The organism is Micromonospora sp. WMMD975 (genome assembly GCF_029581215.1).
In the GTDB taxonomy this organism is placed as follows: Bacteria; Actinomycetota; Actinomycetes; order Mycobacteriales; family Micromonosporaceae; genus Micromonospora.
Window position 1 is genome coordinate 6,111,162 of the sequence record NZ_CP120739.1, and the last position, 25,992, is coordinate 6,137,153.

At 72.2% G+C, this 25,992-nt stretch carries 30 protein-coding genes; 20 read left to right on the forward strand and 10 right to left on the reverse strand.

What is annotated here, in order from left to right; genetic code table 11:
* Positions 1-123 precede the first annotated feature (123 nt).
* The 6 genes from hemL to ccsB are packed head-to-tail and all read left to right on the forward strand — an operon-like array spanning position 124 to position 6,147.
* Positions 124-1,461 (forward strand): glutamate-1-semialdehyde 2,1-aminomutase, encoded by a 1,338-nt coding sequence (gene hemL / locus O7613_RS27395; protein WP_282290771.1) that lies wholly within the window; start codon positions 124-126, stop codon positions 1,459-1,461.
* Positions 1,462-1,465: 4 nt separating this feature from the next.
* Entirely contained in the window at positions 1,466-2,113 is a 648-nt protein-coding gene (locus tag O7613_RS27400; protein ID WP_281585501.1) for a histidine phosphatase family protein, read from the forward strand.
* Entirely contained in the window at positions 2,113-2,688 is a 576-nt protein-coding gene (locus tag O7613_RS27405) for a TlpA disulfide reductase family protein (protein ID WP_282290772.1), read from the forward strand. Before O7613_RS27400 ends, O7613_RS27405 begins: the two co-directional genes overlap by 1 nt.
* Positions 2,688-3,557, forward strand: a complete 870-nt coding sequence (locus tag O7613_RS27410) for a cytochrome c biogenesis protein CcdA (RefSeq protein WP_282290773.1) — start codon at positions 2,688-2,690, stop codon at positions 3,555-3,557. The genes O7613_RS27405 and O7613_RS27410 overlap by 1 nt, the downstream gene beginning before the upstream one ends.
* Positions 3,557-5,173, forward strand: coding sequence for a cytochrome c biogenesis protein ResB (locus O7613_RS27415; RefSeq protein WP_282290774.1), 1,617 nt, complete (start codon positions 3,557-3,559; stop codon positions 5,171-5,173). Before O7613_RS27410 ends, O7613_RS27415 begins: the two co-directional genes overlap by 1 nt.
* Positions 5,173-6,147 (forward strand): c-type cytochrome biogenesis protein CcsB, encoded by a 975-nt coding sequence (gene ccsB, locus O7613_RS27420; protein ID WP_282290775.1) that lies wholly within the window; start codon positions 5,173-5,175, stop codon positions 6,145-6,147. Before O7613_RS27415 ends, ccsB begins: the two co-directional genes overlap by 1 nt.
* 52 nt (positions 6,148-6,199) lie before the next feature.
* On the opposite strand, the gene O7613_RS27425 is transcribed toward ccsB, so the two are convergent.
* Positions 6,200-7,546 carry a hypothetical protein gene (locus tag O7613_RS27425; RefSeq protein ID WP_282290776.1) on the reverse strand — a complete coding sequence of 449 codons (1,347 nt, stop codon included), beginning with the start codon at positions 7,544-7,546 and terminating at the stop codon, positions 6,200-6,202.
* Between the two features lie 49 nt (positions 7,547-7,595).
* Complete coding sequence (locus tag O7613_RS27430; protein WP_282290777.1) at positions 7,596-7,799, reverse strand: hypothetical protein; 204 nt, start codon at positions 7,797-7,799, stop codon at positions 7,596-7,598.
* A 157-nt stretch (positions 7,800-7,956) separates the two neighbouring features.
* Between O7613_RS27430 and O7613_RS27435 the strand changes: the two genes are divergently transcribed.
* On the forward strand, positions 7,957-9,156 hold the full coding sequence (locus O7613_RS27435) for a pectate lyase (RefSeq protein ID WP_282290778.1): 1,200 nt from the start codon (positions 7,957-7,959) through the stop codon (positions 9,154-9,156).
* A gap of 55 nt (positions 9,157-9,211) precedes the next feature.
* On the opposite strand, the gene O7613_RS27440 is transcribed toward O7613_RS27435, so the two are convergent.
* Positions 9,212-9,682, reverse strand: a complete 471-nt coding sequence (locus O7613_RS27440; RefSeq protein WP_281585493.1) for a MarR family winged helix-turn-helix transcriptional regulator — start codon at positions 9,680-9,682, stop codon at positions 9,212-9,214.
* 63 nt (positions 9,683-9,745) lie between these two features.
* Between O7613_RS27440 and O7613_RS27445 the strand changes: the two genes are divergently transcribed.
* From O7613_RS27445 to O7613_RS27455, 3 genes are all read left to right on the forward strand, one after another.
* Positions 9,746-10,306, forward strand: coding sequence for a carboxymuconolactone decarboxylase family protein (locus tag O7613_RS27445; RefSeq protein ID WP_282290780.1), 561 nt, complete (start codon positions 9,746-9,748; stop codon positions 10,304-10,306).
* A gap of 100 nt (positions 10,307-10,406) precedes the next feature.
* Positions 10,407-10,994: a hypothetical protein gene (locus tag O7613_RS27450; protein ID WP_282290782.1), complete on the forward strand. Its 588-nt coding sequence runs from the start codon at positions 10,407-10,409 to the stop codon at positions 10,992-10,994.
* Between the two features lie 60 nt (positions 10,995-11,054).
* On the forward strand, positions 11,055-11,576 hold the full coding sequence (locus O7613_RS27455; protein WP_282290783.1) for a nucleotidyl transferase AbiEii/AbiGii toxin family protein: 522 nt from the start codon (positions 11,055-11,057) through the stop codon (positions 11,574-11,576).
* Positions 11,577-11,658: 82 nt separating this feature from the next.
* On the opposite strand, the gene O7613_RS27460 is transcribed toward O7613_RS27455, so the two are convergent.
* Entirely contained in the window at positions 11,659-11,907 is a 249-nt protein-coding gene (locus O7613_RS27460) for a hypothetical protein (protein ID WP_282290784.1), read from the reverse strand.
* A gap of 233 nt (positions 11,908-12,140) precedes the next feature.
* Here O7613_RS27460 and O7613_RS27465 point away from each other — a divergent pair, with 233 nt between their 5' ends.
* The 3 genes from O7613_RS27465 to O7613_RS27475 are packed head-to-tail and all read left to right on the forward strand — an operon-like array spanning position 12,141 to position 13,356.
* The gene (locus O7613_RS27465) at positions 12,141-12,932 is read left to right on the forward strand and encodes a helix-turn-helix transcriptional regulator (RefSeq protein WP_282290785.1); all 792 of its coding nucleotides are present in this window, start codon (positions 12,141-12,143) and stop codon (positions 12,930-12,932) included.
* Positions 12,920-13,111 carry a DUF397 domain-containing protein gene (locus O7613_RS27470; protein WP_281585487.1) on the forward strand — a complete coding sequence of 64 codons (192 nt, stop codon included), beginning with the start codon at positions 12,920-12,922 and terminating at the stop codon, positions 13,109-13,111. The genes O7613_RS27465 and O7613_RS27470 overlap by 13 nt, the downstream gene beginning before the upstream one ends.
* Before the next feature lie 53 nt (positions 13,112-13,164).
* The gene (locus O7613_RS27475) at positions 13,165-13,356 is read left to right on the forward strand and encodes a DUF397 domain-containing protein (protein ID WP_281585486.1); all 192 of its coding nucleotides are present in this window, start codon (positions 13,165-13,167) and stop codon (positions 13,354-13,356) included.
* A gap of 12 nt (positions 13,357-13,368) precedes the next feature.
* Here O7613_RS27475 and O7613_RS27480 read toward each other — a convergent pair whose 3' ends face one another.
* On the reverse strand, positions 13,369-14,241 hold the full coding sequence (locus tag O7613_RS27480) for an alpha/beta hydrolase (protein WP_282290786.1): 873 nt from the start codon (positions 14,239-14,241) through the stop codon (positions 13,369-13,371).
* A gap of 127 nt (positions 14,242-14,368) precedes the next feature.
* Between O7613_RS27480 and O7613_RS27485 the strand changes: the two genes are divergently transcribed.
* Positions 14,369-15,826, forward strand: a complete 1,458-nt coding sequence (locus tag O7613_RS27485) for a menaquinone biosynthesis decarboxylase (RefSeq protein WP_282290788.1) — start codon at positions 14,369-14,371, stop codon at positions 15,824-15,826.
* Positions 15,823-16,725 carry a menaquinone biosynthesis prenyltransferase MqnP gene (gene mqnP / locus O7613_RS27490; RefSeq protein ID WP_282290789.1) on the forward strand — a complete coding sequence of 301 codons (903 nt, stop codon included), beginning with the start codon at positions 15,823-15,825 and terminating at the stop codon, positions 16,723-16,725. Before O7613_RS27485 ends, mqnP begins: the two co-directional genes overlap by 4 nt.
* A 36-nt stretch (positions 16,726-16,761) precedes the next feature.
* Here mqnP and O7613_RS27495 read toward each other — a convergent pair whose 3' ends face one another.
* Positions 16,762-17,727, reverse strand: a complete 966-nt coding sequence (locus tag O7613_RS27495) for a terpene synthase (protein ID WP_282290791.1) — start codon at positions 17,725-17,727, stop codon at positions 16,762-16,764.
* Positions 17,728-17,828: 101 nt separating this feature from the next.
* Between O7613_RS27495 and O7613_RS27500 the strand changes: the two genes are divergently transcribed.
* Positions 17,829-18,500 (forward strand): UbiX family flavin prenyltransferase, encoded by a 672-nt coding sequence (locus O7613_RS27500; protein ID WP_281585481.1) that lies wholly within the window; start codon positions 17,829-17,831, stop codon positions 18,498-18,500.
* Positions 18,501-18,591: 91 nt separating this feature from the next.
* On the opposite strand, the gene O7613_RS27505 is transcribed toward O7613_RS27500, so the two are convergent.
* Positions 18,592-18,858 carry a BldC family transcriptional regulator gene (locus O7613_RS27505; RefSeq protein ID WP_091603534.1) on the reverse strand — a complete coding sequence of 89 codons (267 nt, stop codon included), beginning with the start codon at positions 18,856-18,858 and terminating at the stop codon, positions 18,592-18,594.
* A gap of 215 nt (positions 18,859-19,073) precedes the next feature.
* Between O7613_RS27505 and O7613_RS27510 the strand changes: the two genes are divergently transcribed.
* The 3 genes from O7613_RS27510 to O7613_RS27520 all read left to right on the forward strand — a co-directional run bounded on the left by O7613_RS27510 (position 19,074) and on the right by O7613_RS27520 (position 21,946).
* Complete coding sequence (locus tag O7613_RS27510; RefSeq protein ID WP_281585480.1) at positions 19,074-19,532, forward strand: Lrp/AsnC family transcriptional regulator; 459 nt, start codon at positions 19,074-19,076, stop codon at positions 19,530-19,532.
* Between the two features lie 469 nt (positions 19,533-20,001).
* The gene (locus O7613_RS27515; RefSeq protein ID WP_282290794.1) at positions 20,002-20,844 is read left to right on the forward strand and encodes an SDR family oxidoreductase; all 843 of its coding nucleotides are present in this window, start codon (positions 20,002-20,004) and stop codon (positions 20,842-20,844) included.
* 10 nt (positions 20,845-20,854) lie between these two features.
* On the forward strand, positions 20,855-21,946 hold the full coding sequence (locus tag O7613_RS27520; RefSeq protein ID WP_282290795.1) for a PLP-dependent cysteine synthase family protein: 1,092 nt from the start codon (positions 20,855-20,857) through the stop codon (positions 21,944-21,946).
* A gap of 62 nt (positions 21,947-22,008) precedes the next feature.
* Here the strand turns inward: O7613_RS27520 and O7613_RS27525 are convergent, their stop codons facing one another.
* Positions 22,009-22,911 (reverse strand): SDR family NAD(P)-dependent oxidoreductase, encoded by a 903-nt coding sequence (locus tag O7613_RS27525; RefSeq protein WP_282290796.1) that lies wholly within the window; start codon positions 22,909-22,911, stop codon positions 22,009-22,011.
* Positions 22,912-23,000: 89 nt separating this feature from the next.
* On the opposite strand from O7613_RS27525, the gene O7613_RS27530 reads away from it, so the two are divergent.
* Entirely contained in the window at positions 23,001-23,561 is a 561-nt protein-coding gene (locus O7613_RS27530) for a TetR/AcrR family transcriptional regulator (RefSeq protein ID WP_281585476.1), read from the forward strand.
* A 7-nt stretch (positions 23,562-23,568) separates the two neighbouring features.
* Here O7613_RS27530 and O7613_RS27535 read toward each other — a convergent pair whose 3' ends face one another.
* Complete coding sequence (locus O7613_RS27535; protein ID WP_281585475.1) at positions 23,569-24,189, reverse strand: putative glycolipid-binding domain-containing protein; 621 nt, start codon at positions 24,187-24,189, stop codon at positions 23,569-23,571.
* Positions 24,190-24,299: 110 nt separating this feature from the next.
* Positions 24,300-25,937 carry a DEAD/DEAH box helicase gene (locus O7613_RS27540; protein ID WP_282290798.1) on the reverse strand — a complete coding sequence of 546 codons (1,638 nt, stop codon included), beginning with the start codon at positions 25,935-25,937 and terminating at the stop codon, positions 24,300-24,302.
* Between the last annotated feature and the right edge of the window lie 55 nt (positions 25,938-25,992).

Genomic DNA, 25,992 nt, shown 5'->3' on the forward strand with positions numbered 1-25,992 from the left:
TGGCGCGCGAAATGGCCACTCTTTCCGAGAAGGTGGGCGGATGAGGTGCGGGGGGTGAGGCGGGTAACGGTGTTCCGGGGTGGCTGCCAGCGGGGCGTTCGGCGCTGACACAATGGCGGCATCGTGACCGAGACCCTTTCCGCCGGATCCGGCCGCTACCCGGCTGACGCTCCGGCCTCCGAGGCCCTGTTCGATCGCGCCCAGGCCGTCGTGCCCGGCGGGGTCAACTCACCCGTGCGCGCGTTCGGCGCCGTCGGCGGCACCCCGCGCTTCATGGTCCGGGGGGAGGGTCCGTGGCTGTTCGACGCGGACGGCCGTCGCTACGTCGACCTGGTCTGCTCCTGGGGCCCGCTGATCCTCGGCCACGCCCACCCGGCCGTGGTGGAGGCGCTGCGCGAGGCCGCCGCGCTCGGCACCAGCTTCGGCACGCCGACGCCCGGCGAGGTCGACCTGGCCGAGGAGATCGTCGCGCGGACCCCGGTGGAGCAGGTACGCCTGGTCAACTCCGGCACCGAGGCGACCATGTCGGCGATCCGGCTGGCCCGCGGCTTCACCGGCCGCAGCAAGATCATCAAGTTCGCCGGCTGCTACCACGGCCACTCGGACGGGCTGCTCGCCGCCGCCGGCTCCGGCGTGGCCACGTTCGGGCTGCCCGACTCGCCCGGTGTGACCGGGGCGGCGGCCGGTGACACCATCGTGCTGCCCTACAACGACAGGCGCGCGGTCGAAGACGCCTTCGCGGCTCAGGGGCAGCACATCGCCGCGATCATCACCGAGGCGGCGGCCGGCAACATGGGCGTCGTCGCCCCCCGGGACGGCTTCAACGCCGAGTTGGCCCGGATCGCGCACGCGCACGGCGCGCTGCTCATCGTCGACGAGGTGATGACCGGGTTCCGGGTCTCCCGCGCCGGCTGGCACGGCCTCGACGCCTCCGACGCCGACCTGTGGACGTACGGGAAGGTCATGGGTGGTGGCCTGCCCGCCGCGGCGTTCGGCGGGCGCGCGGAGATCATGGCGAGACTGGCCCCGGCCGGTCCGGTCTACCAGGCCGGCACGCTGTCGGGTAACCCGCTCGCGTGCGCGGCCGGGCTGGCCACGCTGCGGCTGGCCGACGACGCGCTCTACCGCCGTCTCGACGAGACGTCCGCCGCGCTGGGCAAGCTCGTCACCGAGGCGCTGTCCACGGCCGGCGTGCCGCACCGCCTCTCCACCGCGGGCAACATGTTCTCGATCTTCTTCACCGACGCCGACGTGCGCGACTACGACAGTGCCCGCACCCAGCAGGTGCCGGCGTTCAAGGCGTTCTTCCACACGATGCTCGCCGCCGGCGTCTACCTGCCGCCGAGCGCGTTCGAGTCGTGGTTCGTCTCGACCGCGATCGACGACGCCGCGTGGGAGCAGATCGCCGCCGCCCTGCCGGAGGCGGCGCGGGCGGCGGCAGCGGCCGGGACACGGGGGTAACCAGATGGCGGAGACGGTGGTGCACGTGCTGCGGCACGGCGAGGTCCACAATCCGGACGGCATCCTCTACGGCCGGTTGCCCGGATTCCGCCTCTCCGAGCTGGGCGTGCAGATGGCCAAGGCAGCGGCCCAGGCGCTCGCCGAACGGACCGTGGTGCACGTGGCGGCGAGCCCGCTGGAACGCGCCCAGCAGACCGCCGAGCCGATCGCGGCGCAGTTCGGCCTCTCCGTCGGCGTCGACGAGCGGCTGATCGAGAGCGCGAACTGGTTCGAGGGCAAGAAGGTCTCGCCCGGCGACGGCTCGTTCCGCGACCCACGCAACTGGTGGGTGCTGCGTGACCCGGTCACCCCGTCCTGGGGCGAGGCGTACCAGGTGATCGCCGAGCGGATGTTCGCCGCGCTGCACGCCGCCCGGGTCGCCGCCGAGGGACGGGAGGCGGTGCTCGTCTCGCACCAGCTCCCGATCTGGACGCTGCGCCGGCACGTCGAGCGCAAGCGGCTCTGGCACGACCCGCGCCGCCGGCAGTGCGGCCTGGCCAGCCTCACCTCGTTCCACTTCGACGGGGCCAGGATCGCCGGGATCGGCTACTCCGAGCCGGCGGCCCACCTGATCGCGATCTCGCCGACCGCCCGGACGGCCAAGGGGGCCTGATGCTCACCCGGAGGCTCGCCGCCGCCCTGCTCGCCGCCGTCACCGCCGGCACGGCGCTGACCGGTTGCACCTCCGGCAGTCAGGAGAGCCGGTGCGCCGCCGACGGGCTCACCGTGAGCTGCGCCCCGGACCAGCGTTCCAAGACCCCGAAGGTGAGCGGCGAGCTGCTCACCGGCGGTAGCTACGACATCGCCCGCGACCGCGGGCAGGTCGTGGTGGTCAACTTCTGGGGCTCCTGGTGTGCGCCCTGCCGCGCCGAGGCGGACGACCTGGAGGGCACCTACCAGGCCACCAAGGGTTCCGGCGTGACGTTCCTCGGCATCAACGTGCAGGACAGCAAGGACAAGGCGATCGCGTTCGAGGAGGGCCGGGTCACCTATCCGAGCATCTTCGACCCGTCCAGCCGGCAGGCGCTCAACTTCGACATCCCGCCGAACACCACCCCGTCCACGGTGGTGCTCGATCGAGACGGGCGGATCGCGGTGGTGATCCGCCGCGCGGTCACCCAGGACGAGCTGCGGCCGATCGTGGAGAGAATCGCCGCCGAGCAGCCGGCGCCGAACGGATCCCGCTGATGGGCGAGACGTTCCGTCAGCTCGCCGAATCCGGCCCGCTGCTGCTGGCGGTGGGCGCGGCGGCCCTCGCCGGCCTGGTGAGCTTCCTCTCCCCCTGCGTGCTCCCCCTGATGCCCGGCTACCTCTCCTACGTGACCGGCCTGGCCGGCGCCGACCTGGAGGTAAGGCGGGGGCCCCGCTTAACGGATTCGGTAGAGGCGGGGCCCCCGCTTAACAGCACCAGCACCAGCACCAGCACCGGTGGCGTGCGCGTGGCGGAGCGGACGGCACCGGCGCGGAGCGCCGCCGCCGTGAAAGGGCGGGTGCTCGCCGGCACGCTGCTGTTCATCGCCGGCTTCACCGCCGTGTTCGTCGCCACCGCGATCCTCTTCTCGGGCGTCGGCAAGCTCTTCTTCAGGTACGAGCGCCCGCTGGAGATCGTCATCGGCGTGCTCGTGGTGGTGCTCGGGCTCGGCTACCTCGGCGTGGTCCCCGGTATGCAACGGGAGTTCCGCATCCGCGCCCTGCCCGCCGCCGGCCTGCTCGGCGCGCCGGTCCTCGGCGCGGTCTTCGCGCTGAGCTGGCTGCCCTGCACCGGGCCGACCCTCGGCGCGGTGCTCGGCCTGGCCGCCACCGAGGGCAGCGCCGACCGGGCCGTGGTGCTCGCCGTGGCGTACTGCCTCGGGCTGGGGATACCGTTCGTCGTCTTCGGGCTGGGCTTCCAGCGCCTGCTCGGGGTGTTCCGCGCCGTCCGGCGCAACAGCCGCTGGGTCACCCGCGTCGGCGGCGCCCTGTTGATCGTGATCGGCCTGGCGCTCGTCACGGGCGGCTGGCAGAACGTGGTGATCTGGTTGCAGACGCACGTGGGCGTGGGTGAGGTGAGCATCTGATGACGACCGTGGACGACCGGCCGGGCACCCCGCCGGCCAAGGCGCCCCGGCGGGTCAACCCGGTGCTGGCCCTGCTGCGCAACTCGTGGCGGCAGCTCACCAGCATGCGTACCGCGTTGATTTTGCTCTTCCTGCTCGCGGTCGCCGCCATTCCCGGTTCGGTGCTGCCGCAGCGCGGGGTCAACCCGGAGAACGTCGACAAGTGGTTCGTCGACCACCCCGATCTGGCGCCCCGGCTGGACCAGATCGGCGCGTTCGGCGTCTTCGGCTCGGTCTGGTTCTCCGCGATCTACGTGCTGCTGTTCACCTCGCTGATCGGCTGCATCCTGCCCCGTACCCGCGATCATGTGCGCGCGTTGCGGATGCGTCCGCCGGCCGCGCCGCGGCGGCTGGAGCGGCTGCCCCAGCACGCGGTGCTGGAGGCCCCGGCCGCCGCCGATCCGGCGGCGATCGCGGCGGTGCTGCGCCGCCGCCGGTGGCGGGTCACCGTCCGGGGCAACGAGGTCTCCGCCGAGAAGGGCTACCTCAAGGAGACCGGCAACCTGCTGTTCCACACGTCGCTGATCGCCGTCCTGCTCGGGGTCGCGGTCGGTTCGTGGTACGGGTGGCACGGCAACCGCATCCTGGTCGCGGGCGCGGACAACGAATTCTGCAACACCCGCCAGCAGTACGCCGAGGCGTCGCTCGGGCCGCGGGTGGACAGCGCCGACCTGCCGCCGTTCTGTCTCACGCTGGAGAAGTTCGAGGCCGACTACCTCGACTCCGGGCAGGCGTCCCGCTTCTGGGCCACGGTCAGCGTGGACTCCCCGGACAGCGAGCCTCGCACCGCCGGCTTCTCGGTGAACTCGCCGCTGCGACTCGGTCCGGCAAACGTCTACCTGCTCGGCAACGGCTACGCGCCGATCCTGAAATACACCGACAGGTACGGCAAGAGTCAGACCAGCGACGACCCGTTCCTGCGTACCGGCGACCCGAACGCGACCGAGGAGGGCGTGGCGCTCTTCCCGGACGCGAACGTGGACCCGAAGACCGGCAAGCGGGACCCGGACCAGCAGGTCGCCTTCGACGGGCTCTACCTGCCCACCGCGCCCGACCGCGCGCCGTTCGTCGCGTCGCGGTTCCCGGCCGAGCGGGACCCGGCGGTGAACCTGACCGCCTACCGGGGCAACCTCGGGCTGGACGCCGGCATCCCCGGCTCGGTCTACCAGCTCGACCAGCGGCAGGTCGCGAACGGCAAGCTGAAGCAGGTCGGCACCAAGCTGCTGCGGCCCGGCGAGACGTGGACGCTGGACGACGGGAGCACGCTTGAGTTCGTCGGCACCAAGCCGTACGTCACGCTGGCCGTGCGGCACGCGCCCGGGCAGACGTTGCTGCTGGTGGCCAGCGGCACGCTGCTGCTCGGCCTGATGGGTTCGCTGTTCGCCCGCCGCCGCCGGGTCTGGTTCCGGGTGTCGCCCCCCGAGGGTGGATCTCCGACGAGCGGTAGTAGCTTGGTGGAGGCCGGTGGGCTTCCGCGCACCGAGCACCCAGGGTTCGCCGACGAGTTCGCGCAGCTCGTCGCCGCGGTCGGCGGCGACGGGCCGGACCATCGGCGGGCGCGAGAAGGAGACGAGTGATGTCCGCACTCTCCGATCAGTTGGTCACGTTCGCGATCCTGGCGTACCTGGTCGCGATGATCAGCCACGCCGTGGAGTTCGCGCTCGGCAACGCCCGGAAGGTGGCCGTAGCGGCCCCGGCCCGGGAGCTGGTCGGCGCGGGCGTCGGCGGCCCGGGTGGCCCGCTCGACCAGCCGGTCGTCTCGGCCGTGACCCGGCCGGACCGCTCCGCCGACCGGGCCGTGCTGGCCGGGCGGATCGCCGCCGGCCTCACCGCGCTCGCCGCCGCGCTGCACCTGGGTGCCGTCGTCACCCGGGGGCTCGCCGCCGAGCGGATGCCCTGGGGCAACATGTACGAGTTCGTGCTCACGGTCACCTGGATCGGGGCGGCGGCATGGCTCGTGGTGCTGTGGAAGCAGCCGTCGCTGCGCCGGCTCGGGCTGTTCCTGACCCTGGTGATGGTGCTGCTGCTGGCGTTCGCCGAGCTGAAGCTCTATGTCCAGGTGGTGCCGCTGATGCCGGCGCTCCAGTCGTACTGGTTCATCATCCACGTGTCGACGATCATCTTCGCCTCGGGCATCTTCCTGCTGGGCGTGGTGCCCGCCGCCGCGTACCTGATGCGGGCCGGCTGGGAACAGGGGAAGCGCAGCTTCCCGTACACCCTGGCCCGGCGGCTGCCGGCGGCGGCCGGGCTGGAGCGGTTGACCTTCACGCTGCACGCCTTCGCGTTTCCGATCTTCACGTTCGCGGTGATCGCCGGGGCGATCTGGGCCGAGGCGGCGTGGGGGCGCGCCTGGGGTTGGGACCCGAAGGAGACCTGGGCGTTCATCTCCTGGGTGGTCTACGCGGGTTATCTGCACGCCCGGGCCACGCCGAGCGTGCGGCGCAACGTGGCCACCTGGATCGCGGTCGTGGGCTTCCTGACCATGCTGATGAACCTGTTCGGCGTCAACTTCTTCTTCACCGGCCTGCACTCGTACGCCGGCGTCAACTGACCGCGCGGCGCCGACCGCCGGGAGTCGTGCGACCCCCGGCGGCCGTGCTGGTTCAGCCGATCGTGACGGGTGCGGTGTCGTTCGCCGGGTCGTCGTCGGGACCGGGGTACGCGTTGCGCACGGCGACCGTGCCCGGCGCGCCGAGCGGACCGTCGACCCGCAGGTCGACGTCGACCAGGAAGCTGCTGCCGGCCGGGAAGACGCCGTTCGGCAGCGTGCAGTACCAGACCGCCGGCGCGGTCGGGTCCTCCTCGTCGGCGCCGTTGGAGCAGTGCTCCGGGCTGTTCGTGACCACCGTCCCGGCCGGCGGGGTGAAGACGAGGTGGCTGGCGCTGTCGCCGGAGATGGTGCCGTCCGGCACGCCGGGGCCGTCGTTGCGCAGGCCGACGCGGACCCGGACGGTGTCGCCCGGTGCCCCGGCCACGGTCGCGCCGACGGCGACCACGTCGTACGCGCCGCGGACGGCCCGGAGGTAGTACGACCCGGACCCGAACTGCTGGTCGCGGCCGAGCACGTCGACCTGGCCACCGACCGGACGCAGCTCCAACGCCGACTCCGCCGGGCGGTGCCGCAGCACCACGCCCTCGGGCAGCGGACCGGCGGTGGCCTCGGGCGCCACGGTCTGCACGACGCGCTTGTCGCCGATCGCGGCCGGGCCGACGGTGGTCCGGAAACCGCCGGGCACCTCGTAGCGCCGGCCCGGCTTCAGCTCGCGGCCGAACTGACAGACCACGATCGTGTCGAGCTGGCCGCCGGTGCCGTACCGGCAGTTGCGGTAGGCCGTCGGCTCCAGCCCGACCGGGTAGCGGAAGGTGGCCCGCAGGCCGGTCACCGGCCGGTCGCCGGCGCTGACGAGGGCCACCGGCATGGCGAGCCGGTCGCCGGTGCCGACGCCGTCGACGTACGCGTCGACCAGGTCGACGGCGTCCGGCCCGGTGTGCACCGTGACGGTCGCCTGCTGGGCCTCGCCGTCCACGCCGTCGGCAAGCGCCGTCCAGCCGATCGTGCCGGCGGCGCCGTCGGCGTCGCCGGGCACGGCGCGGAACACGATCGGCACGGTGCCGGTGAGGCCGCCGAACTCGTTCGGGGTGGCGTCGGGGGGCATCGGGCAGACGACCGACGCGCCGGTGCGGTCGCACCAGGCCGGGAACGTGGCGGTCACGATGCCGGCGAGGCCGCTCACGTCGATGTCGACGCGTGGGTGGACCGCGTCGGGACTGCCGTCGACGAAGAGGGCGGCGGTGCGGGCGGGTGCGGTCGAACCGCCGACGGTGGTGTCGTAGAGCCAGCCGCGGACCCAGCCGGGACCGGGGTCGGCCAGGGCCGGGGCGGGCAGTGCCGTGACCACACCGAGGGTGGCCAGCGCCGCCGCGCCGGCCGAAACGCACAGACGTCTCATCGAGCTCCTTGCGGAAGGGGAGCCGACCCGAGCGGCCGGCGCGCCGATCCTATGAGGAGGGTGTGACGCGGCGGCTCAGCATCTCGTCGATCCGTCGGGTGATCTGGTAGGCCACCTCGGGCAGGTCGGCCAGGTCGAGGCGGTCCGCCCGTAGTGCGAACTGGGCGTGCAGTTCACGCGCCACCGCGTCCCGGACCTCGGTCTGGAGCGGGCTGAGGCCGTCGGGATCACCCATCACGTACGCGTCGTCCATCCGCCCATCCTGGCAGTGACCGACAACGCGACCCGACCGGACGTCGTTCTGGTCGGCCGGGTCCACCGTGCCATGGTCTAGACATCGATGTTTCTCTATGGTTACCTGAAAGCGCTTTCTTCTACCCAGGGTACGCACGCTCGAAAGGTGAAACCAGATGAGACGCAAAGTCGCCACACGGTGGCTGACCGGCGGCACCACTGCGGTCGTAGGTGCCGTCGTCGCGCTGGCGTTGCAGGTTCCCAACGCCTCGGCCGCCACCAACCTGAGCCTCGGCGCCGGCGCCGACGGCTCCAGCAAGGCCAGCGGCACCAGCTACGGCAACGTGATCGACGGCAACACCGGCACCTACTGGTCGCCGACCGGTTCGACCGGCACGATCTCGGTCAAGTGGGGCAGCGCCACCACGGTGTCCTCGGCTGTCATCGTGCCGGCCCCGGGTGGCGGCACGATCAGCGGCTGGCAGCTCAAGAACCACGACACGGGCTCCGTCCTGGCCAGCGGCGGCAGCGCCCCGAGCACCATCAACTTCTCCTCGACGTCGCTGAAGAAGATCTCCTTCGTCATCACGAGCGCGTCCGGCACCCCGCGGATCGCCGAGTTCGAGACGTACGCCAGCGGCGGGTCGAACCCGACCAGTGGCCCCACAAGCGGTCCGACGTCCGGCCCGACCGGCAACCCGGGCACGCCGACCGGCGCGTGGCCGTCTTCGGCCGGCTCGGTGAACATTTCGAGTACGGTCAACGTCTCCGGCACCTTCGACGGCGGCATGAAGACCTACTGCTGCATGGGCGACGGTGGGCAGGGCGAGTCGCAGGACCCGATCTTCAAGGTCGCCAACGGCGGCACGTTGCAGAACGTCATCCTCGGTTCGCCCGCCGGTGACGGCGTGCACTGCGAGGGCACCTGCACGCTGCGCAACGTGTGGTGGAACGACATCGGTGAGGACGCCGCCACCTTCAAGCAGACAAACGGCGGCACGTCCTACGTCATCGGTGGCGGCGCGCGCAGCGGCAGCGACAAGACCTTCCAGCACAACGGCAACGGCACGGTCAACATCTCCGGTTTTTACCTGAGGGGGACCGGCAAGCTGTACCGCGCCTGCGGCAACTGCTCCACCTCGTACACCCGCCACGTGCGCATCGACAACGTCCTCGTCGACGACATCGACATGCTCGCCGGCATCAACAGCAACTGGAACGACACCGCCACGATCACTCGCGTGGTCGTGATCGGCTCGGCCACCATCTGCGGCAAGTACAAGGGTGTGGCCAAGGGCAGCGAACCCAGCTACCTCGGTGAGGGCTGGAACGACGCCAACTGCAAGGTCAACAGGAGTGACGTCGTCTTCCGGTAGTGGTGTTCAGAAAGGGGCGTCCGCCGTCTCCGGTCGGGCGCCCCTTTCTTGTCCTTCACCCGCCGAGCCAGCCCGGCACGTCGAGGCGGAACACGTCGGCGGGGGCCATCCGGCGCAGGTCGTCCTCGATCGCCGCGACCCGGTCGGCACCGAGCGCGGCCACCCAGCGGTCGCGCAGCTCGTCGAAGACGACCGCCGAACGGTGCAATCCGTCGTGGCCCCGGGCGGTCATCCGGACCAGCTTCCGGCGCGCGTCGGCGGGGTCGTCCACCCGTTCCAGGTAGCCGAGCGCGACCAGCCGGTCGACCGTCTTGCCGGCGGCCTGCTTGGAGACGCCGAGCCGGTGCCCGAGGTCGGAGGCGGTGGTGCCGGCCGGACCCACGGCCTGGAGCACGAAGCCGTGCGCCGGACGCAACTCGGTGTGCCCGTGCCGGGCCAGCTCGACGTGCAAATCGTCGATGAGCGCGCGGAAGCCGGCGAGCAGGAGCAGCGGCAGCGCGAAGCCGGGGCGGTCAGGCGTTGCCATGTTCGACAACCGCGTTTACTATTTCGTCAACCACGTTGACTACCGTACCCCCGGGAGGCTGCCATGCCCCGACCGACCTTCCCCGTCCACACGGCCGACACCGCACCGGCCGCCGCCCGCCCGGTCATGGCCGGCGTCCACCGCAAGCTGGGCCACCTGCCCGCCGCCGTCGGCCTGATGGCCGGCTCACCCGAGCTGCTCAAGGGCTTCCTCGCCGCCAACGCCGCCTTCGAAGCCACCGACCTCGACCCGATCGCCCGCGAGGTGGTCGTGCTGACGGTCGCCACCCGCAACGCCTGCCACCTCTGCGTGGCCATGCACACCGCGACGCTCACCCGCCACCGCGCCGCGCCGGAGCTGATCGACGCGCTGCGTGCCGGCGGGACGCTGCCCGAACCCCGGCTGGAGGCGCTGCGCCGGTTCACCGTCGCCGTGCTCGACCACCGGGGCGCCGTCCCCGACGCCGAGATGGACGCGCTCCTCGCGGCCGGCTGGCAGCCGCGGCACGCGCTCGACGTCGTGCTCGGCGTCGGGACCTACACCATCTCGACCTTCGCGAACCGGCTCACCGCCGCGCCGCTCGACGAACCCCTGAGCGCGTACGCCTGGACGCCCGCCGCCTGACTCGGCGTTTTGCGCATTGCTACAGAAAAACTTTAGTTTCGCGCCGTGGCTGGGTCAGAAACTACAAATTATCTTTAGTTTGTTACTCTGATGTGTGCGCGTGGACCGGCAACAGCACAGGCGCAGGCTGTTCGGCCTGGCTGTCCGTCAGCATGGCTACTTCACGGCTGCCCAGGCCGTGGAGGCGGGATACACACACCAGGCTCAGAAGTACCACGTCGACTGTGGCAACTGGGTGCGGGTCGATCGAGGAATTTTCCAGATTCCGGACTGGCCGGCGCATCAGTTCGCCCCACTGATCCGTTGGGTGCTGTGGAGCGGCGGGAAGGGCGTCGTGAGCCATGCCAGTGCGCTGTCCCTGCACGACCTCGGGGACCTCGACCCGGCCGTGGTGCACCTGTCGGTGCCGCCACGATTCCGACGGTCGGCTGCCGGCGTCGTGCTGCACCGCGACCTCCCTCCCGCCGAGCACACAGAGGATCGGGAGGGATTTCGCGTGACCACACCAAGCCGAGCCCTGGCGGAGTGCGCGGACGAGCGGATCGAACAGCAGTGGCTCAACGACGCCGTCGCTGATGCGCTCAGCCGAGGTCTGACCACACCACGCCGCCTCCGCGCCGCCGCCACCGAGCTCAGCCCGACAGCGGAACTCGGGGTGCAGGTGGCGCTGGATGCGGCGGGTCGGTGAGCAAGAGATACGCGACGGCCTCCGCACTCCGTGCCGCCCTCCGCAGCCGCACCGGCTCGCTTGCGCGACGACGCGTACGGGCGCCCAGCCTGGCGGCTCCCGGTCGAGTGCCGCCTTGCGGGGCAGCTTTTCGCCAAGATCAAGCTCGATGTGGTGGCCCGTGCAGAGGAGCTCGGCGGGGTGGAGCTGCGTGAACTGCCGGACGAGTTGGCGTTTGCGCACATCCCCACGCGCTCGATGTGGGTCGCTGACCTGCGACAGCAGTACGCCGAGAAGCTGCACGCCCTGACCCGGCTCTATGAGACCGGGGAATCCACCCGAGTGAGAGACCTGATCGACCTGGTCCTGCTTGTGGAGGATGGGGTGTCGGCTGATGCCGAACTGGTTGGGCGTGTCCACCACGTCTTCTCCATCCGGCGCTCCCACGCTGTCCCGGAAGACTTGCCTGATCCTCCGCCGTCGTGGGCCGTGCGTTACGAGGTCCTGGCGGCGGAGATCGGGCTTGCGGTTACATCCGCGACCGAGGCCCACAAGATCATTCTTCAGCACTGGCAGCAGGCTCGTATCGCTCCGGAAGGATGAACGTCCACGTTCGCCGTCGCTTGAGTTGCGCTGTTAAGCAGGGGCCCCGCCTCTACCTAATGCGTTAACAAGGGGCCCCGCCTTAACCGCGGCGTGGGGTGGCCCAGCCGAGGAAGCGCTCGTGCAGCGCGGCCGGCTTCGGCGCATTCCGCGGATCGAGCCGGTGCAGATCCTCGACGGCGGTGTAGAGCATCCCGGCGAGGTAGATGCACAGGGCGATGCGGTCCCCGTATTCGGCCAGGAGCGTCAGCCGGGCTGTGCCGCACGGCCACGGACCGCCGCAGGCCCGGCAGAGCCACAGTGGCCGGTGCGGGTCGTGGCGTCGCATCATCGCTTCCTCCTCGGTCGCCGGGCTGGCGGGAGGGGCCGTCCGCCGCCGACGTAACGGACGGCCCCTCCGCGGTTTCGTCCGTCCTTTTCGGCTCGGATCCGAACGATTCCGCTGTGCACAGTTTCGGGACGGCGTGACCACTACGGGAAGGCGTATGGTCACCCTGTGTGTGGGGCCGAGTCGTCGGTGAGGTCGGTGAGACACGCGGTGCGCGACCGTGAGGAGGCGTGCGGGTGGACGAGCGCTTGCAGGTGTTGATCGAGGAGCTGCGGCACATGCGGGCGGCTCGGAAGATGACCCAGGAGGATCTGGCGAAGGCGATCAGCTATTCGCCGTCAACGGTGGCAATGGTCGAGACCGGCGCGCGCAGGCCGCCGCCGGACTTCTGGGACCGGGTGGACGTGGCGCTCGACACCTGTGGCGTGTTCGGCCGGATGCTGGCCCGGCTCGGGTCGCCGCAGTGGATGCGGGAGTGGGAGGCCAACGAGCGACAGGCGACCGTGCTCCGGTCGTACCAAAACATGGTGGTGCCGGGGCTGTTGCAGACGTCGGCCTACGCCCGCGCGTTGTTCCGCAGCGTCAACCTGTTCGACGAGGCGGAGGTGGAGCGGCGGGTGGAGGCCCGGCTCGCCCGGCAGGCGGTGCTGGCCGGGGAGAAGCCACCGCAGCTCGTCGCCATGCTGGACGAGCACGTGCTGCGCCGCCCGGTCGGCGGCCCGCTGGTGATGCGCGAGCAGGTGTTGCGGCTGGTCAAGGTGGCCGACGAAAATCCTCGGGTACGGATCCAGGTGGTGCCCGCCTCGACCGGCGCGTATTCCGGTGTCGCCGGGGCCTTCGTGCTGGCTACGCTGCCCTCCGGGGAGGACGTCGTCTATCTCGACGATCAGCTCAAGGGTCAGGTGATCGACCGCACCGAGGACGTGCTCGCGGTCCGGTCGTCCTGGGAGTCGATCGAGGGGGAGGCGCTGCCGCCCCGGCAGTCGATGGAGTTGCTGACGGAGGTGGCGGAGACATGGCGGACCTGAGCGGCGCCCGGTGGCGCACCAGCACCCGGAGCAGCACCAACGGCGGGGACTGCGTCGAGGTGGCCGACAACCTTGCCGGCGTGGTCGGCGTACGCGACAGCAAGGACCGCGACGGCGCGGTGCTGACCTTTCGCCCGGCCGCGTGGCGCGCGTTCGTGGCGTCGGCCCGCCGGCACTGAGCGGTCCGGTCGTCCCGGCAGTCGATGGAGTTGTTGACGGAGGTGGCGGAGACATGGCGGACCTGAGCGGCGCCCGGTGGCGCACCAGCACCCGGAGCAGCACCAACGGCGGCAACTGCGTCGAGGTGGCCGACAACGTTCCCGGCGTGGTCGGCGTACGCGACAGCAAGGACCGCGACGGCGCGGTGCTGACCTTCCGCCCGGCCGCGTGGCGCGCGTTCGTGGTGTCGGCCGGGCGGCTCTGACCTGGGCGTTCGTCAGCCCTTCAGGAACGGCAGCAGCAGGGCGGCGAGCTGCGCCGGCCGCTCCTCGAAGAGCCAGTGGCCGCAGTCCGCGACCACCTCGCCGGTGACCGTGTCGGCATATCGGCGCACCTGCTCGGCTACCTGGCCGCCGAGGCTGGCCGCCGCGCCGACGGCGAGCACCGGCATCGGCAGCTTCGTGCCCCGGTACGCCGTGTTGTCCGCGATGTCCTGCCCGAACGCGCGGAAGTAGGCGAAGCTGGCCCGCAGGTGGGCCTCGTCGCGCAGGTGGCCGGCGTACTCCTCGATCTCGTCCGGGCCGAGACTGCCCTTGTTGATCATGATCGAGTCGGTGAACCGGTCGACCCAGAGCGCCTCCCGGCCGGCGACGAGTTGCTCGGGCAGGCCGTTGGGGACGGTGAAGAAACCGAAGTTCCACACCGCCGGGCCGGCGGCGGTCAGCGCCGGGATCGTGTAGATGCTCTCGTCGGGGATCGGCGCCTCGGTGAGCGCCAGCCGGGTGACGGCGTCGGGATGGGCGGCGGCATAGGCGTACGCGACCATGGTGCCCAGGTCGTGGCCGACCAGCCGGATGTCCCCGGCCAGGTCGAGCCCGGTGAGCAGCCCGTGCAGGTCGGCGGCGACGGTCTTCTTGTCGTACCCGCCGGCTGGGGCGTCGCTGTCGCCGAAGCCGCGCAGGTCGGGGGCGATCACCTGGTACGACTGCGCCAGCTCGGGCAGCAGGTGCCGCCACATCCGCCAGCACTGCGGGTAGCCGTGCAGAAGCACGAGGGTCGGCCCCCGGCCACCCCGGACATAGTTGATCCCCACGTCGCCCACCTGGGCCCGCTGCTCGCTGAACCCCGCCGGCACCCGCCCGTCACCCATCCCGCCACCTACCCGGTTGACCTCGGTCCATGCGGCGGGTGGTTGTTAAGAAGGGCCCCCGCCTCTACCAAATGCGTTAACAAGGGCCCCCTCCTTACACCCCGGAGGGGTGGGGGAGGATGGGGTGATGCGTGGGTTTCCGTACGACGATCTCAACGACTTCCTCGCGGCCCTGGAGCGTGCGGGCGAGTTGCGGCGGGTCACCGTTCCGGTCGACCCGACGCTGGAGATGAGCGAGGTGGTCACCCGGACCGTCCGCGACGGCGGGCCGGCGCTGCTCTTCGAGCGGCCCACCCGGGGCGAGATGCCGGTCGCGGTCAACCTGTTCGGCACCGAGAAGCGGATGGCCATGGCGCTCGGCGTCGACACGCTCGACGAGATCGGCGCCCGGATCGGCGCGCTGGTCAAGCCGGAGCTGCCGGTCGGCTGGTCCGGCATCCGTGAGGGCCTCGGCAAGGTCATGCAGCTCAAGTCCGTGCCGCCCCGCAAGGTCAAGACCGCGCCCTGCCAGCAGGTGGTCTACTCCGGCGACGACGTCGACCTCGGAAGGCTGCCCGGGCTCCAGGTGTGGCCGGGCGACGGCGGGATCTTCCACAACTTCGGGCTGACCCACACCAAGCACCCGGAGACCGGCAAGCGCAACCTGGGCCTCTACCGACTCCAGCAGCACGGGCGGAACACGCTCGGCATGCACTGGCAGATCCACAAGGACTCGACCGCGCACCACGCCGTGGCCGAGCGGCTCGGCCAGCGGCTCCCGGTCGCCATCGCCATCGGCTGCGACCCCGTCGTCTCGTACGCGGCCACCGCGCCGCTGCCGGGCGACATCGACGAATACCTGTTCGCCGGCTTCCTGCGTGGCGAGCGGGTGGAGATGGTCGACTGCCTGACCGTGCCGTTGCAGGTGCCGGCGCACGCCCAGGTGGTGCTGGAGGGCTATCTGGAGCCGGGCGAGCGGCTGCCGGAGGGCCCGTTCGGCGACCACACCGGCTTCTACACGCCGGTCGAGCCGTTCCCGGTGCTGCACGTCGAGACGATGACCATGCGGCGCGACCCGGTCTACCACTCGATCATCACGTCGAAGCCGCCGCAGGAGGACCACGGCCTCGGCAAGGCCACCGAGCGGATCTTCCTGCCGCTGCTCAAGCTGATGATCCCGGACATCGTCGACTACGACCTGCCGGCCGCCGGGGTCTTCCACAACTGCGCGATCGTGTCGATCCGCAAGCGCTACCCGAAGCACGCGCAGAAGGTGATGAACGCGATCTGGGGCGCCCACCTCATGTCGCTCACCAAGCTGATCGTGATCGTCGACGAGGACTGCGACGTGCACGACTACCACGAGGTCGCGTTCCGCGCCTTCGGCAACGTCGACTACGCCCGCGACCTGATGGTCACCGAAGGGCCTGTCGACCACCTGGACCACGCCTCGTACCAGCAGTTCTGGGGCGGCAAGGCGGGCCTCGACGCGACCCGCAAGCTGCCCACCGAGGGCTACACCCGGGGCTGGCCCGAGGAGATGACCATGTCGCCCGAGGTGGTCGCGCTGGTCGACAAGCGCTGGAAGGAGTACGGGATCCGATGACCGCGGTGGCGGAGCGGCCCGGCCGGGTCACGTCCTTCCTCAAGCTCGTCGCGATCGAGCACTCCGTGTTCGCGTTGCCGTTCGCGTACCTGTCCGCGCTGACCGCGATGCAGGTCAACGGCGGGCGGGTGCGCTGGCTCGACCTGCTGCTGATCACCGTGGCGATGGTCGGCGCGCGGACGTTCGCGATGGCCGCCAATCGGATCCTCGACCGGCGGATCGACGCGCGGAACCCGCGTACCGCCAACCGGGAACTGGTCACCGGGGCGGTGAGCGTGCGCACGGCCTGGACGGGCGCGGTCGTCGCGCTCGTGGTCTTCCTGGGCGCCGCCGCCCTGCTCAACCCGCTCTGCCTGGCGCTCGCGCCGCTGGCCGCGGTGCCGCTCGTGGTCTACCCGTACGGCAAGCGGTTCACCAACTGGCCGCACGCCATCCTCGCGCTGGCCCAGGCGGTCGGCCCGGTCGGCGCCTGGCTGGCGGTCACCGGCACCCTGGCCGGGTCCGGCCCGGCCTGGCTGCTCGGCGCGGCGGTCGGGCTGTGGATCGGCGGCTTCGACCTGATCTACGCCTGTCAGGACTCGGAGATCGACCGGGAGATCGGCGTGCACAGCGTGCCGGCCCGGTACGGCCGCCGCTTCGCGCTGCACGCCTCCACCGTCGCGCACGTGGTGACGTTCGCGCTGTTCATCTGGTTCGGCGCGCTCGTCGGCTTCGGCTGGCTCTGGTGGATCGGGCTGGCGTTCACCGCGGTCGCGTTCGGCTACCAGCACCTGGTGGTCAGCCCCACCGACCTGAGCAAGGTCAACCGGGCGTTCTTCACCGCCAACGGGTTCGTCGGCATCGCGTTGTTCGTGTTCGCCCTGCTCGACCTGGTGATCCGGCTCGACCTGCGCCCCTGAACGGGCAGCGGGCCGGGCGGGTCAGGCCGGGCCGGGTCAGGGCGCCGCGGCCACCGGGTAGCGGGCGCTCTCCAACGTCCAGTCGACCGTGCCCCGGACGGCGGCGGCCACCCCGTCGAGGTGGGCGGTGACCGCCTCGTCCAGCGCCGGACCGAACGACGGCACCGCCGCGCGCAACGCCATGAAGCGGCTCATCTCGGCCCGCCAGTGCCCGGCCACCAGGTCGACCGCGGCCGGCACCGGCACGCCCCGTTCGCCGGCCACCGCGAGCACCAGGTTGTGCCCGCCGCCGACGGCCCGGTCGCGTTCCAGCGAGGCGATGTCGTTGAACCAGGAGAGCAGGTCGTTGCCGAGGTCGGCGTGGCGGCGAAGCGCGGGATGGTGGTAGACCGCGTCGGGCAGCGGTCGCCGGGACGCGAACTCGATCAGCGGGTACGACACGTACGCCGCCGAGGTGGCCCGGCGCAGCCGGATGTACTCGGCGACGCCTGGCGGGCGGCCGGTCGAGGTGGCCGTCGCCTCCCGCGAGACGCCGTCGAGGTGGTCGGCGACGGCGTCGGCGAACCGCAGCCGCCACCGGGCCGGCATCCGGCGGCGCGGCTCCCGCCACGCCTGCACCAGCAGCCGGCGCAGCGGGCCGGCGAAGCCGGCGTGGCGGGCCCGGGGACCGTCGCGGAGCAGCGCGAGCGTGCCGTCGCGCAGCGCGCGGATCTGCGCCGGGGTCAGCCGGTCCGGGCCGTCGCAGGCGTCGTCGACCAGGAAGAACCAGGTGAACAGCGCGGTCAGCACGCGCAGGTCGGCCTCGCTGGCGTCCGGGTAGAGCCGGCCGGCGTACCTGGCGAAACCGGACCGGGTCAGCCGCCGCCGGGTGGCCGGGTCGAGCGGCAGGCCGAGCCGGTCCAGCCGGGTGGCCAGCCAGCCCTGCACCTCGTCGGCGTACGGGGAGAGCCGGGGCGGAACGGGACAGTCGGAGCGCAGCGCCCGCAGCACGGCAGCCGTCATCACCGGGCCTTCCCGTGAGGGTTGGATTGCCGGTCAGAGAATCCCATGCCACGGGAAGACCCGTCGACCCGGTTCGCGTCCGGCCTGGCAGGCTTGACGGCATGCGCGAACCATGGGTGGTGGGCGTCTCCGGCGCCTCCGGCACACCGTACGCGGCGGCGGTCGTCCGGGGCCTGCTCGACGCCGGTCAGGCGGTGGACCTGATCGTCTCCCGAGCTGCCCGGCTGACCGTCCTCGACGAGACCGGCCGGCCGTTCCGGGACGCGCACTGGGCCGACGACCTGGCCGGCTGGCTCGATCGTGACCTCGCCGGGGCGGACCTGCGGCACTGGCCCGCCGGCGACCTGGCGGCCGGGCCGAGCAGCGGCTCCTACCGGGTACGCGGGATGGCGGTGGTGCCGGCCAGCACCGCCGCCTGCGCCGGCATCGCGATCGGGCTGTCGAAGGACCTGCTCCAGCGCGCCGCCGAGGTGAACCTGAAGGAACGGCGGCCGGTCGTGGTGGTGCCCCGGGAGACCCCGGTGACCCGCAGCCACCTGGAGCACCTCATCGCGTTGCACGACGCCGGCGCCGTGGTGCTGCCGGCCAGCCCGGGTTTCTACGGCGCGGGGGCGTCCGCCTCCGCCCAGCAGCTGGTCGACTTCGTGGCGGGCAAGGTGCTCGACGCGCTCGGCGTCCCGCACACGTTGTTCCGGCGCTGGTCCGGGCAGTTGGCCGCAGCCCGACGGGACCGCGAAACCGGCCTGACCGGCGGGACCGCGAAACCGGCCTGACCGGCGGGACCGCGAAACCGGCCTGACCGGCGGGACCGCGAGCCGGTCGGGGCGCGGCCCGCCTCACCGGTCGGACCGCGCCCCGCTCGCTTCAGTACATGCCGGCGTTCGCCGGGCCGGGGCCGGTCGAGGCGGTCGGGCCCACGTTGCGTGGCTTGCCCATGTCTTCCGCCTCGTCCAGCATGCCCTCCCCCTCCAGCAGGGCCCGCACCTCGGATTCCCGAAACCGGCGATGCCCGCCTGGAGTCCGGATGCTGCCGATCCGGCCGGCCGCTGCCCATCTGGTCACGGTCTTCGGGTCAACCCGAAACAGCGCAGCGACCTCACCCGGTGTCAGCAGGCGATCTCCAGTGTCCACAGCCCCCTCCTCGCGTCGACGAAGCCCCCGGCTGAACACACTGCCCCCGGCCGGTGCGAGCCCAGAGCCGTCATGAGGGACGTACGGTAATTACAGCACCAGCGACCGGGCGTGTCCGCCAAACGCGAAAAACACACACAGTGCGAAAGTTAGTAAATGCTACCGGCGTAGACCCGCTGTGAGCGGGCGTTTGTGAATGGATAGGGTCACTCTCCGTGGACGCGATCGACCTGAGCCTCGTGGAGCTGCTGCGCGGCAACGCCCGCCTGTCGTACGCCGAACTGGCCCGGCAGGTCGGCCTGTCCGCCCCGGCCGTGCACGAACGGGTCGGCAAGCTGGAGTCCGGCGGCGTGATCCGCGCCTACCGGGCCGAGGTCGAGCCGGAGTCCGTCGGGCTCGGGGTCACCGCCCTGATCGGCATCGTGGAGAACTCCGACGCGGACACCGACGACGTGCTTGAGGCGTTCCGCCAGATCCCCGAGATCGAGTCCTGCTACTTCATGGCCGGCGTGGAATCGTTCCTGCTCAAGGCGCGGGTGGGCACCATCGCCGAGTTGGAACAGTTGATCGTCCGGCTGAACCGCACGCCCGGCGTCGCCTCCACCCGCACCGGCATCGCCCTGTCGACCAAGTGGGAGAACCGCCCCCAACCGCTCGTACCCCCCACCCCCTGACGACCGGTCGAGGTCTCGGCCGGTCGGCGCGGGATGCCTTCGCGTTGCCTAGAAACTTGATGACGTGAACGAGTCAGGTGCGCCTGCTTCGCCGTCGGCAGCGGTTCGCCGAATTTGGCGGCACCGCCTGACTCACTTACGTCATCAAGTTTCTAGGCAGCGGGAGGACACCACAGGGGTTCCGTCGCCGCGCCGGCTCTGGCCCGGTGATCCGGCTCGCCCGTGCGCCCGTGCGCCCGTGCGCCCGTGCGCCCGTGCGGCCGTGCGCCCGTGCGGCCGGTCGGCCGGTCGGCCGGTCGGGTCCGGTCCGGTCGAGTCCGGTCTGGATCCGGGTCCGGGTTCGGTCGGGTCCGGATCCGGCCCGCGTGCGGCCCGCGTGCGGTCCGCGTGCGGTCCGCGTGCGGTCCGGGGCCGGAAACGGCGGGTCAGGGCCTGGCCGGCGGGCGGGGCGGGCGGTTAGCGTGCGGCGATGACTACCTCGGAGCGGGGCGCCGCCGTGGTGACCGGAGCGGCCGGCGGGCTCGGCCGCTCGCTCGCCACCGCGCTGCACGCCGACGGCTGGCGGGTGCTGGTGACAGACGTCGACGCCGAGGCGGCGGCCGTCACCGCCGCGCCGTTGGGCGGCTGGTCCCACCCCCTCGACGTACGCGACGAGGCTGCCTGCGCCGCGGTCGCCGCCGAGGCGGCCGGCGCGCCGGGTGGGCTCGGACTGTGGGTGAACAACGCCGGCATCCTGGTCACCGGCCCCTCCTGGGGGCACGACGCGCAGACCCGACGCCGGGTGGTGGAGGTCAACGCGCTCGGCGCGATGAACGGCACACTGGCCGCGCTCGCGGTCATGCGGGAACAGGGCCACGGGCACGTGCTCAACGTGGTGTCGCTGGCCGGGCTGATCGCGGCACCCGGGGAGACCGTCTACGCCGCAAGCAAGCATGCCCTGCTGGCGTTCAGCCTCGGCACCCTGAGCGACCTGCGGATGGCGGGCGTCCGGGGCGTACACGTGTCGTGCCTGTGCCCGGACGGGATCTGGACGCCGATGCTGCACGACAAGCTCGACGACCCCGGTGCGCTCGCCTCCTTCACCGGGTCGTTGCTGACGCCGGAGCGGGTGGCCGCGCGGGCGGTACGGCTGGCCCGCCGGCCCCGACCGGTGGTCAGCCTGCCGCGCTGGCGTGGCGCGCAGGTGCGGCTGCTCGACGCGTACCCCCGGCTCGCCCTGGCCCTGACCCCGGTGGTGCGGGCCGCCGGCCGGGCCGGGCAGCGCCGGCAGGCGCGCCGGGTCCGGGCGGATCCGAGCCCACCTCGCTTGTAACGTTGCCGGCGTGACTCATCTCGACCGCTGCGACGAGGCCGGCCGGCGCTGGTTGACCGAGGCCATCGCCACGGTCGAGGCGGACGCCAACCGCTCCGCCGACACCCACCTGCTGCCCTTCCCGCTGCCCCGGGCGTGGGGGATCGATCTCTATCTCAAGGACGAGTCGGTGCACCCGACCGGTTCGCTCAAGCACCGGCTGGCCCGCTCGCTGTTCCTCTACGGGCTGTGCAACGGCTGGATCGGCCGCGACACCACTGTCGTCGAGGCGTCCTCCGGGTCGACCGCGGTCTCCGAGGCATACTTCGCGCGCATGCTCGGGCTGCCGTTCATCGCGGTCATGCCCGCCTCCACCTCCCCGGAGAAGATCGCCCAGATCGAGTTCCAGGGCGGGCGCTGCCACCTGGTCGAGGACCCGGCCAAGGTGGTGATCGAGGCGCGCTGGCTGGCCGAGGACACCGGCGGTCACTACATGGACCAGTTCACCTACGCCGAGCGGGCCACCGACTGGCGGGGCAACAACAACATCGCCGAGTCGATCTACGCCCAGCTCGCGCTGGAACGGCACCCGATTCCCGCCTGGATCGTGGTGGGCGCCGGCACCGGCGGCACCAGCGCCACCATCGGCCGGTACGCCCGCTACCGCCGGCTGCCCACCAAGCTGTGCGTGGTGGACCCGGAGAACTCCGCGTTCTATCCGGCCTGGCAGGCCGGTGACTGGTCGCTGCGCACCGGCCGCGGCTCCCGGATCGAGGGCATCGGGCGGCCCGGCGTCGAGCCGTCCTTCCTACCAAGCGTGGTGGACCGGATGGTCCAGGTGCCGGACGCCGCGTCGCTGGCCGCGATGCGGTCGGGCTCGGCCGTGCTCGGCCGTCGGGTGGGCGGCTCCACCGGCACCAACCTGTGGGGCGCGTTCGCGCTGATCGCGGAGATGCTCGCCGCCGGCCGGACCGGCTCGGTGGTCACGCTGATCTGCGACCGGGGCGACCGCTACGCCGACACCTACTACGACGACGGGTGGGTGGCCGCGCAGGGTCTCGACCTCGCCCCGTACCTGGCCGTCGTCGACAGGTTCCGGACCGACGGCTCCTGGCCGGCCTGACGCGCGGAGCGTGGCTGGCCTGATCGACGGTGTCCGCCCGGTCCGAGCGGGCGGCGACGCGGTCACGACCGAAGGTCCGGCGGATACCCGACCCCGGCCCAGTCCTGCGCCCGCTCCCACAGCTGATCGGCGAGCGCCGGGTCGTTCGCGGGTGCGACGACCCGGTCGAGGTGCACGCGGTCGTCCCACCGCCGGTTGCGCGGACCGATGAAGACGCCGCCGTGCGCCGCCGGGTCGGTCGCCGCGAACAGCAGCGGAATCGCCGCGCGTTCGGCCGGGCGGCTGATCAGGGCGTTGAGGACCGCCATCGTCGCGCGTAGGGCGGGCTGGCCGACGTCGGAGTTCAAGGCGGTCCGCGCCAGGCCGGGATGCGCGACCAGGCTCCGGACCGGACGCCCGGCGCGTCGCAACCGCCGGTCGAGTTCCAGGCCGAAGAGCAGGTTTGCGAGCTTGGACGCCACGTACGCCCGCGAGGGAGAGTAGGACCGCTCGGCGGCCAGGTCGTCGAGGGGCAGTTCCACCGGGAAGTGCCGGTAGAGGTTGGACCCCACGTGGACCACGCGCCCACCGTCCCGGATCAGGTCGAGCAGCCGGCCGGTCAGGGCGAAGTGTCCGAGGAAGTTGGTCGCGAACTGCATCTCGATGCCCTGCGGGCTGAGTCGGCGACCCTGGTGGCCGCCGATACCCGCGTTGTTGACCAGCAGGTCGACGACCCGGCCGTCCCGGTGCAGGCCGCCGGCGAACGCGCCGACCGAGTCCAGGTCGGCGAGGTCGACCCGCCGCGCTTCCAGACCGGGTGCGACCCGGGTCGCCTTGGCCGGATCCCGCACCCCCGCGATCACGTCCGCGCCGTGCGCCGCGAGCTGCTGGGCGACGACCAGGCCGAGTCCGCTGGTCGCGCCGGTCACCACCGCCGTGCGGCCGGTCAGGTCCGGGATGTCGTCGAACGTCCAGCGTATGGCCATGGCCCCTCCTCAAGGGATCTTTCATCCGATCGGATTTAATATCCGCTGGTGATGAGCGTAGCAAAGAACGGATGAGTTATCCTCTCGGCATGTCGACGCATACCACTGGACGGCTGCGGGCCGATTCCGCGCGGGTCCGGGAGCGGATGCTCACCGTCGCCCGGGACCGGCTTCGTGACGGCGACCGGGACCTGCCGTTGAACGCGATCGCCAAGGCCGCTGGCGTGGGCGTCGGCACCGCCTACCGGCACTTCCCCACCCGTCAGGCGCTGATCGAGGCGCTCGCGGCGGAGAATCTCACCCGACTGGCGGCGGACGCGCGGGCGAGCGCCGACGACACCGATCCCGCCGCCGGTTTCCAGCGGCTCGTGGCGACCGGGCTGCGGTTGCTACGCGCCGATCCGGCGCTGGCGGAGGTGCTGGCCACCGGCGACGACCTCACCGGCGACTCGGTCGCGCCGTCCGCCGAGTTCCACGACGCGCTCGGCCGCGTCCTGAAACGGGCGCGGCAGGCGGGCACCGTCCGGTCCGACATCACCGCTGACGACCTGCGCAACCTGATGTGCGGGGTGCAACACGCGGCGGCGGTCAGTGCGGACGATGTCGTCGATCGATACCTCGACGTCCTGTTCCGCGGCCTACGCGCCTGACCTGCGATCAGCGTTGGTCGGCCCGCTCGGCCAGCCCCGGGTAGCGCACCACGAAGCCGTCCGGGTCGACCTCCAGGTCGGTGGTGAACGTGCCACTGGCGTACCGGACCCGGCCCGGACCGAGCGAGGTGTAGACCTGCTCGGCCGGCACCACGGCCAGGCCGGGCAGCAGCACCCAGGCGACCGTCACGCTCGTGGCGAGGTCGGCGGGGAGCCGACCCAGCCCGATCCGCCGGATCGGCAGCGTGTTGGTCAGCGGGGAACCGCCCAGGTCGACGTCGAGCGCGTCGGCCAGCCGGTCCGGGTCGTCCGTACCCGGCAGGCCCGCCAGCGGCTGCCCGGCCGCGCGCAGCGCCGCGTCCAGGTCGCCTTCCTCACCGGTGCGCACGCGCCACCCGTCCCGCCCCCGCTCCAGGCGCACGCTCCGCGCCCAGCCGGCGCCGTCCGCGTCGACCTCAAGCCGGGTGGTCGACCAGTCCCGCCCGATCGTCAGGCGGTAGCGGCAGGTGTAGGGGATCGGATCCACGGCCAGCGCCACACCCTGCGCCGTCAACCCCTGGTGGTCGTCGAGCACCACGTGCTCCGAGCCGGCGGTGTCGGTCCGGGTCCAGAAGAGCGACTTCGGCATGGACCGGACGTTACGCGACCCGGCCGGCACCGGCAGCGGATGCGCGAACGCCGCCGCCGAGCGCATGCTCGACGGCGGCGTTTCGCTTCGCGGTCTCCCGACCGCCCAGATCAGTGGGTACGCGCCGGCGGGCGCCCGCCGAAACCGCGCCGCTCGTCGCGCGGCCGGTCGTCCCGGCCCCGCCCCTCGGCGCGGAACCCGCCCCGACGCTCGGCCGGCCGGAAGTCACCCCGGTCGCCGAAGCGGCGTTCGGTGTGGCTGTCCCGGTCGCCGAAGCGCCGCTCGCCCTGCGGGCGGTCGTCGTGGCGGCGCTCACCGAAGCCGCGCCCGCCGGTGGGCCGGCCGTCGTGCCGCCGGTCGCCGCGGGCCTGCTGGTCGCCGAAGCCGCGTGCGCCCCGGTCGAAGCCACGCGCGCCCCGGTCGCCGTAACCGCGGCCACCACGGTCGTGGCCGCGTCCGTCCCGGTCGCCGTAGCCGCGCCCGCCGCGGCGGGGCTCCGGCTCCTCGCGGACCGGCACACCGCTGGGCTCGCGCGCACCGGTCAGCTCGGCCAGCGCCTCGTCGCCGGCACGCACCCGCGCCTGGGCCGGCTCGACGCCCGCCTTCTCCAGCATGGCGAGCGTGGTCCGGCGTTGCTTCGGCAGGACCAGGGTCGCCACCGCGCCGGACTCGCCGGCCCGGGCGGTGCGGCCGGCCCGGTGCAGGTAGTCCTTCGGGTCCTTCGGCGGGTCCACGTGCAGCACGAGCGAAACCCCGTCGACGTGGATGCCCCGGGCCGCCACGTCGGTGGCGACGAGCACGTTCATCCGACCCTCGCGGAACTCGGCGAGCGTCTTGGTACGCATCCGCTGGGTCTTGCCGCCGTGCAGGCCACCGGCCCGTACGCCGACCGCGCTGAGCTGCTCGACCAGCCGGTCGACGCCGAGCTGCGTACGGGCGAAGACCATGGTGCGGCCGTCCCGGGCGGCGATGGACGCGGTGACCGCGAACTTGTCGTGCGGCGGGATCAGCAGCATGTGATGGTCCATGGTGGACACGGCGGCGGTCGCCGGCGCGGTCGAGTGGGTGACCGGGTCGGTCATGAACCGCTTGACAAGCGTGTCGACGTCGTTGTCCAGAGTGGCCGAGAAGAGCAGCCGCTGGGCGTCCGCGGGCGTCTTCGCCAGCAACTCGGTGACCTCGGGCAGGAAGCCCATGTCGGCCATCTGGTCGGCCTCGTCGAGCACCGTGACCTCGACGTCGTCGAGCCGGCAGACGCCACGCGCGATCAGGTCGCCGAGCCGCCCCGGCGTGGCCACGACGATCTCCACGCCGCGCCGCAGCGCGTCGATCTGCCGGTCGTACGGCACGCCGCCGACCGCGGTCTTCAGGAAGATGCCGATCGACTTGCCGAGCGGCACCAGCGCGTCGTTGACCTGCATGGCCAGCTCGCGGGTGGGAACGAGGATCAGGGCGCGGGGGTGCAGCGAACGGGCCCGGTTGCGCTCGGCGAGCCGGGCGATCACCGGCAGGCCGAAGGCGAGCGTCTTGCCCGAGCCGGTCTGACCCCGGCCGAGCACGTCACGGCCGGCGAGCGCGTCCGGGACGGTGGCCCGCTGGATCTCGAACGGGGTGGTGATGCCCTGGCGGGCGAGCGCCTCGACCAGTCGCCGGGGCAGGCCCAGCGAGGCGAAGTCGGGGGCGTCGGTCGCCGGTTCGACGGCCGGGTCGATGGACGGGGACGTGCCGGAGGCAGCGAAGGTGGTCAAGAAATGCCTTTCGAGCGAGCGGGGGCGCATCTTCGCGATGGCCCGCCGCGGCACC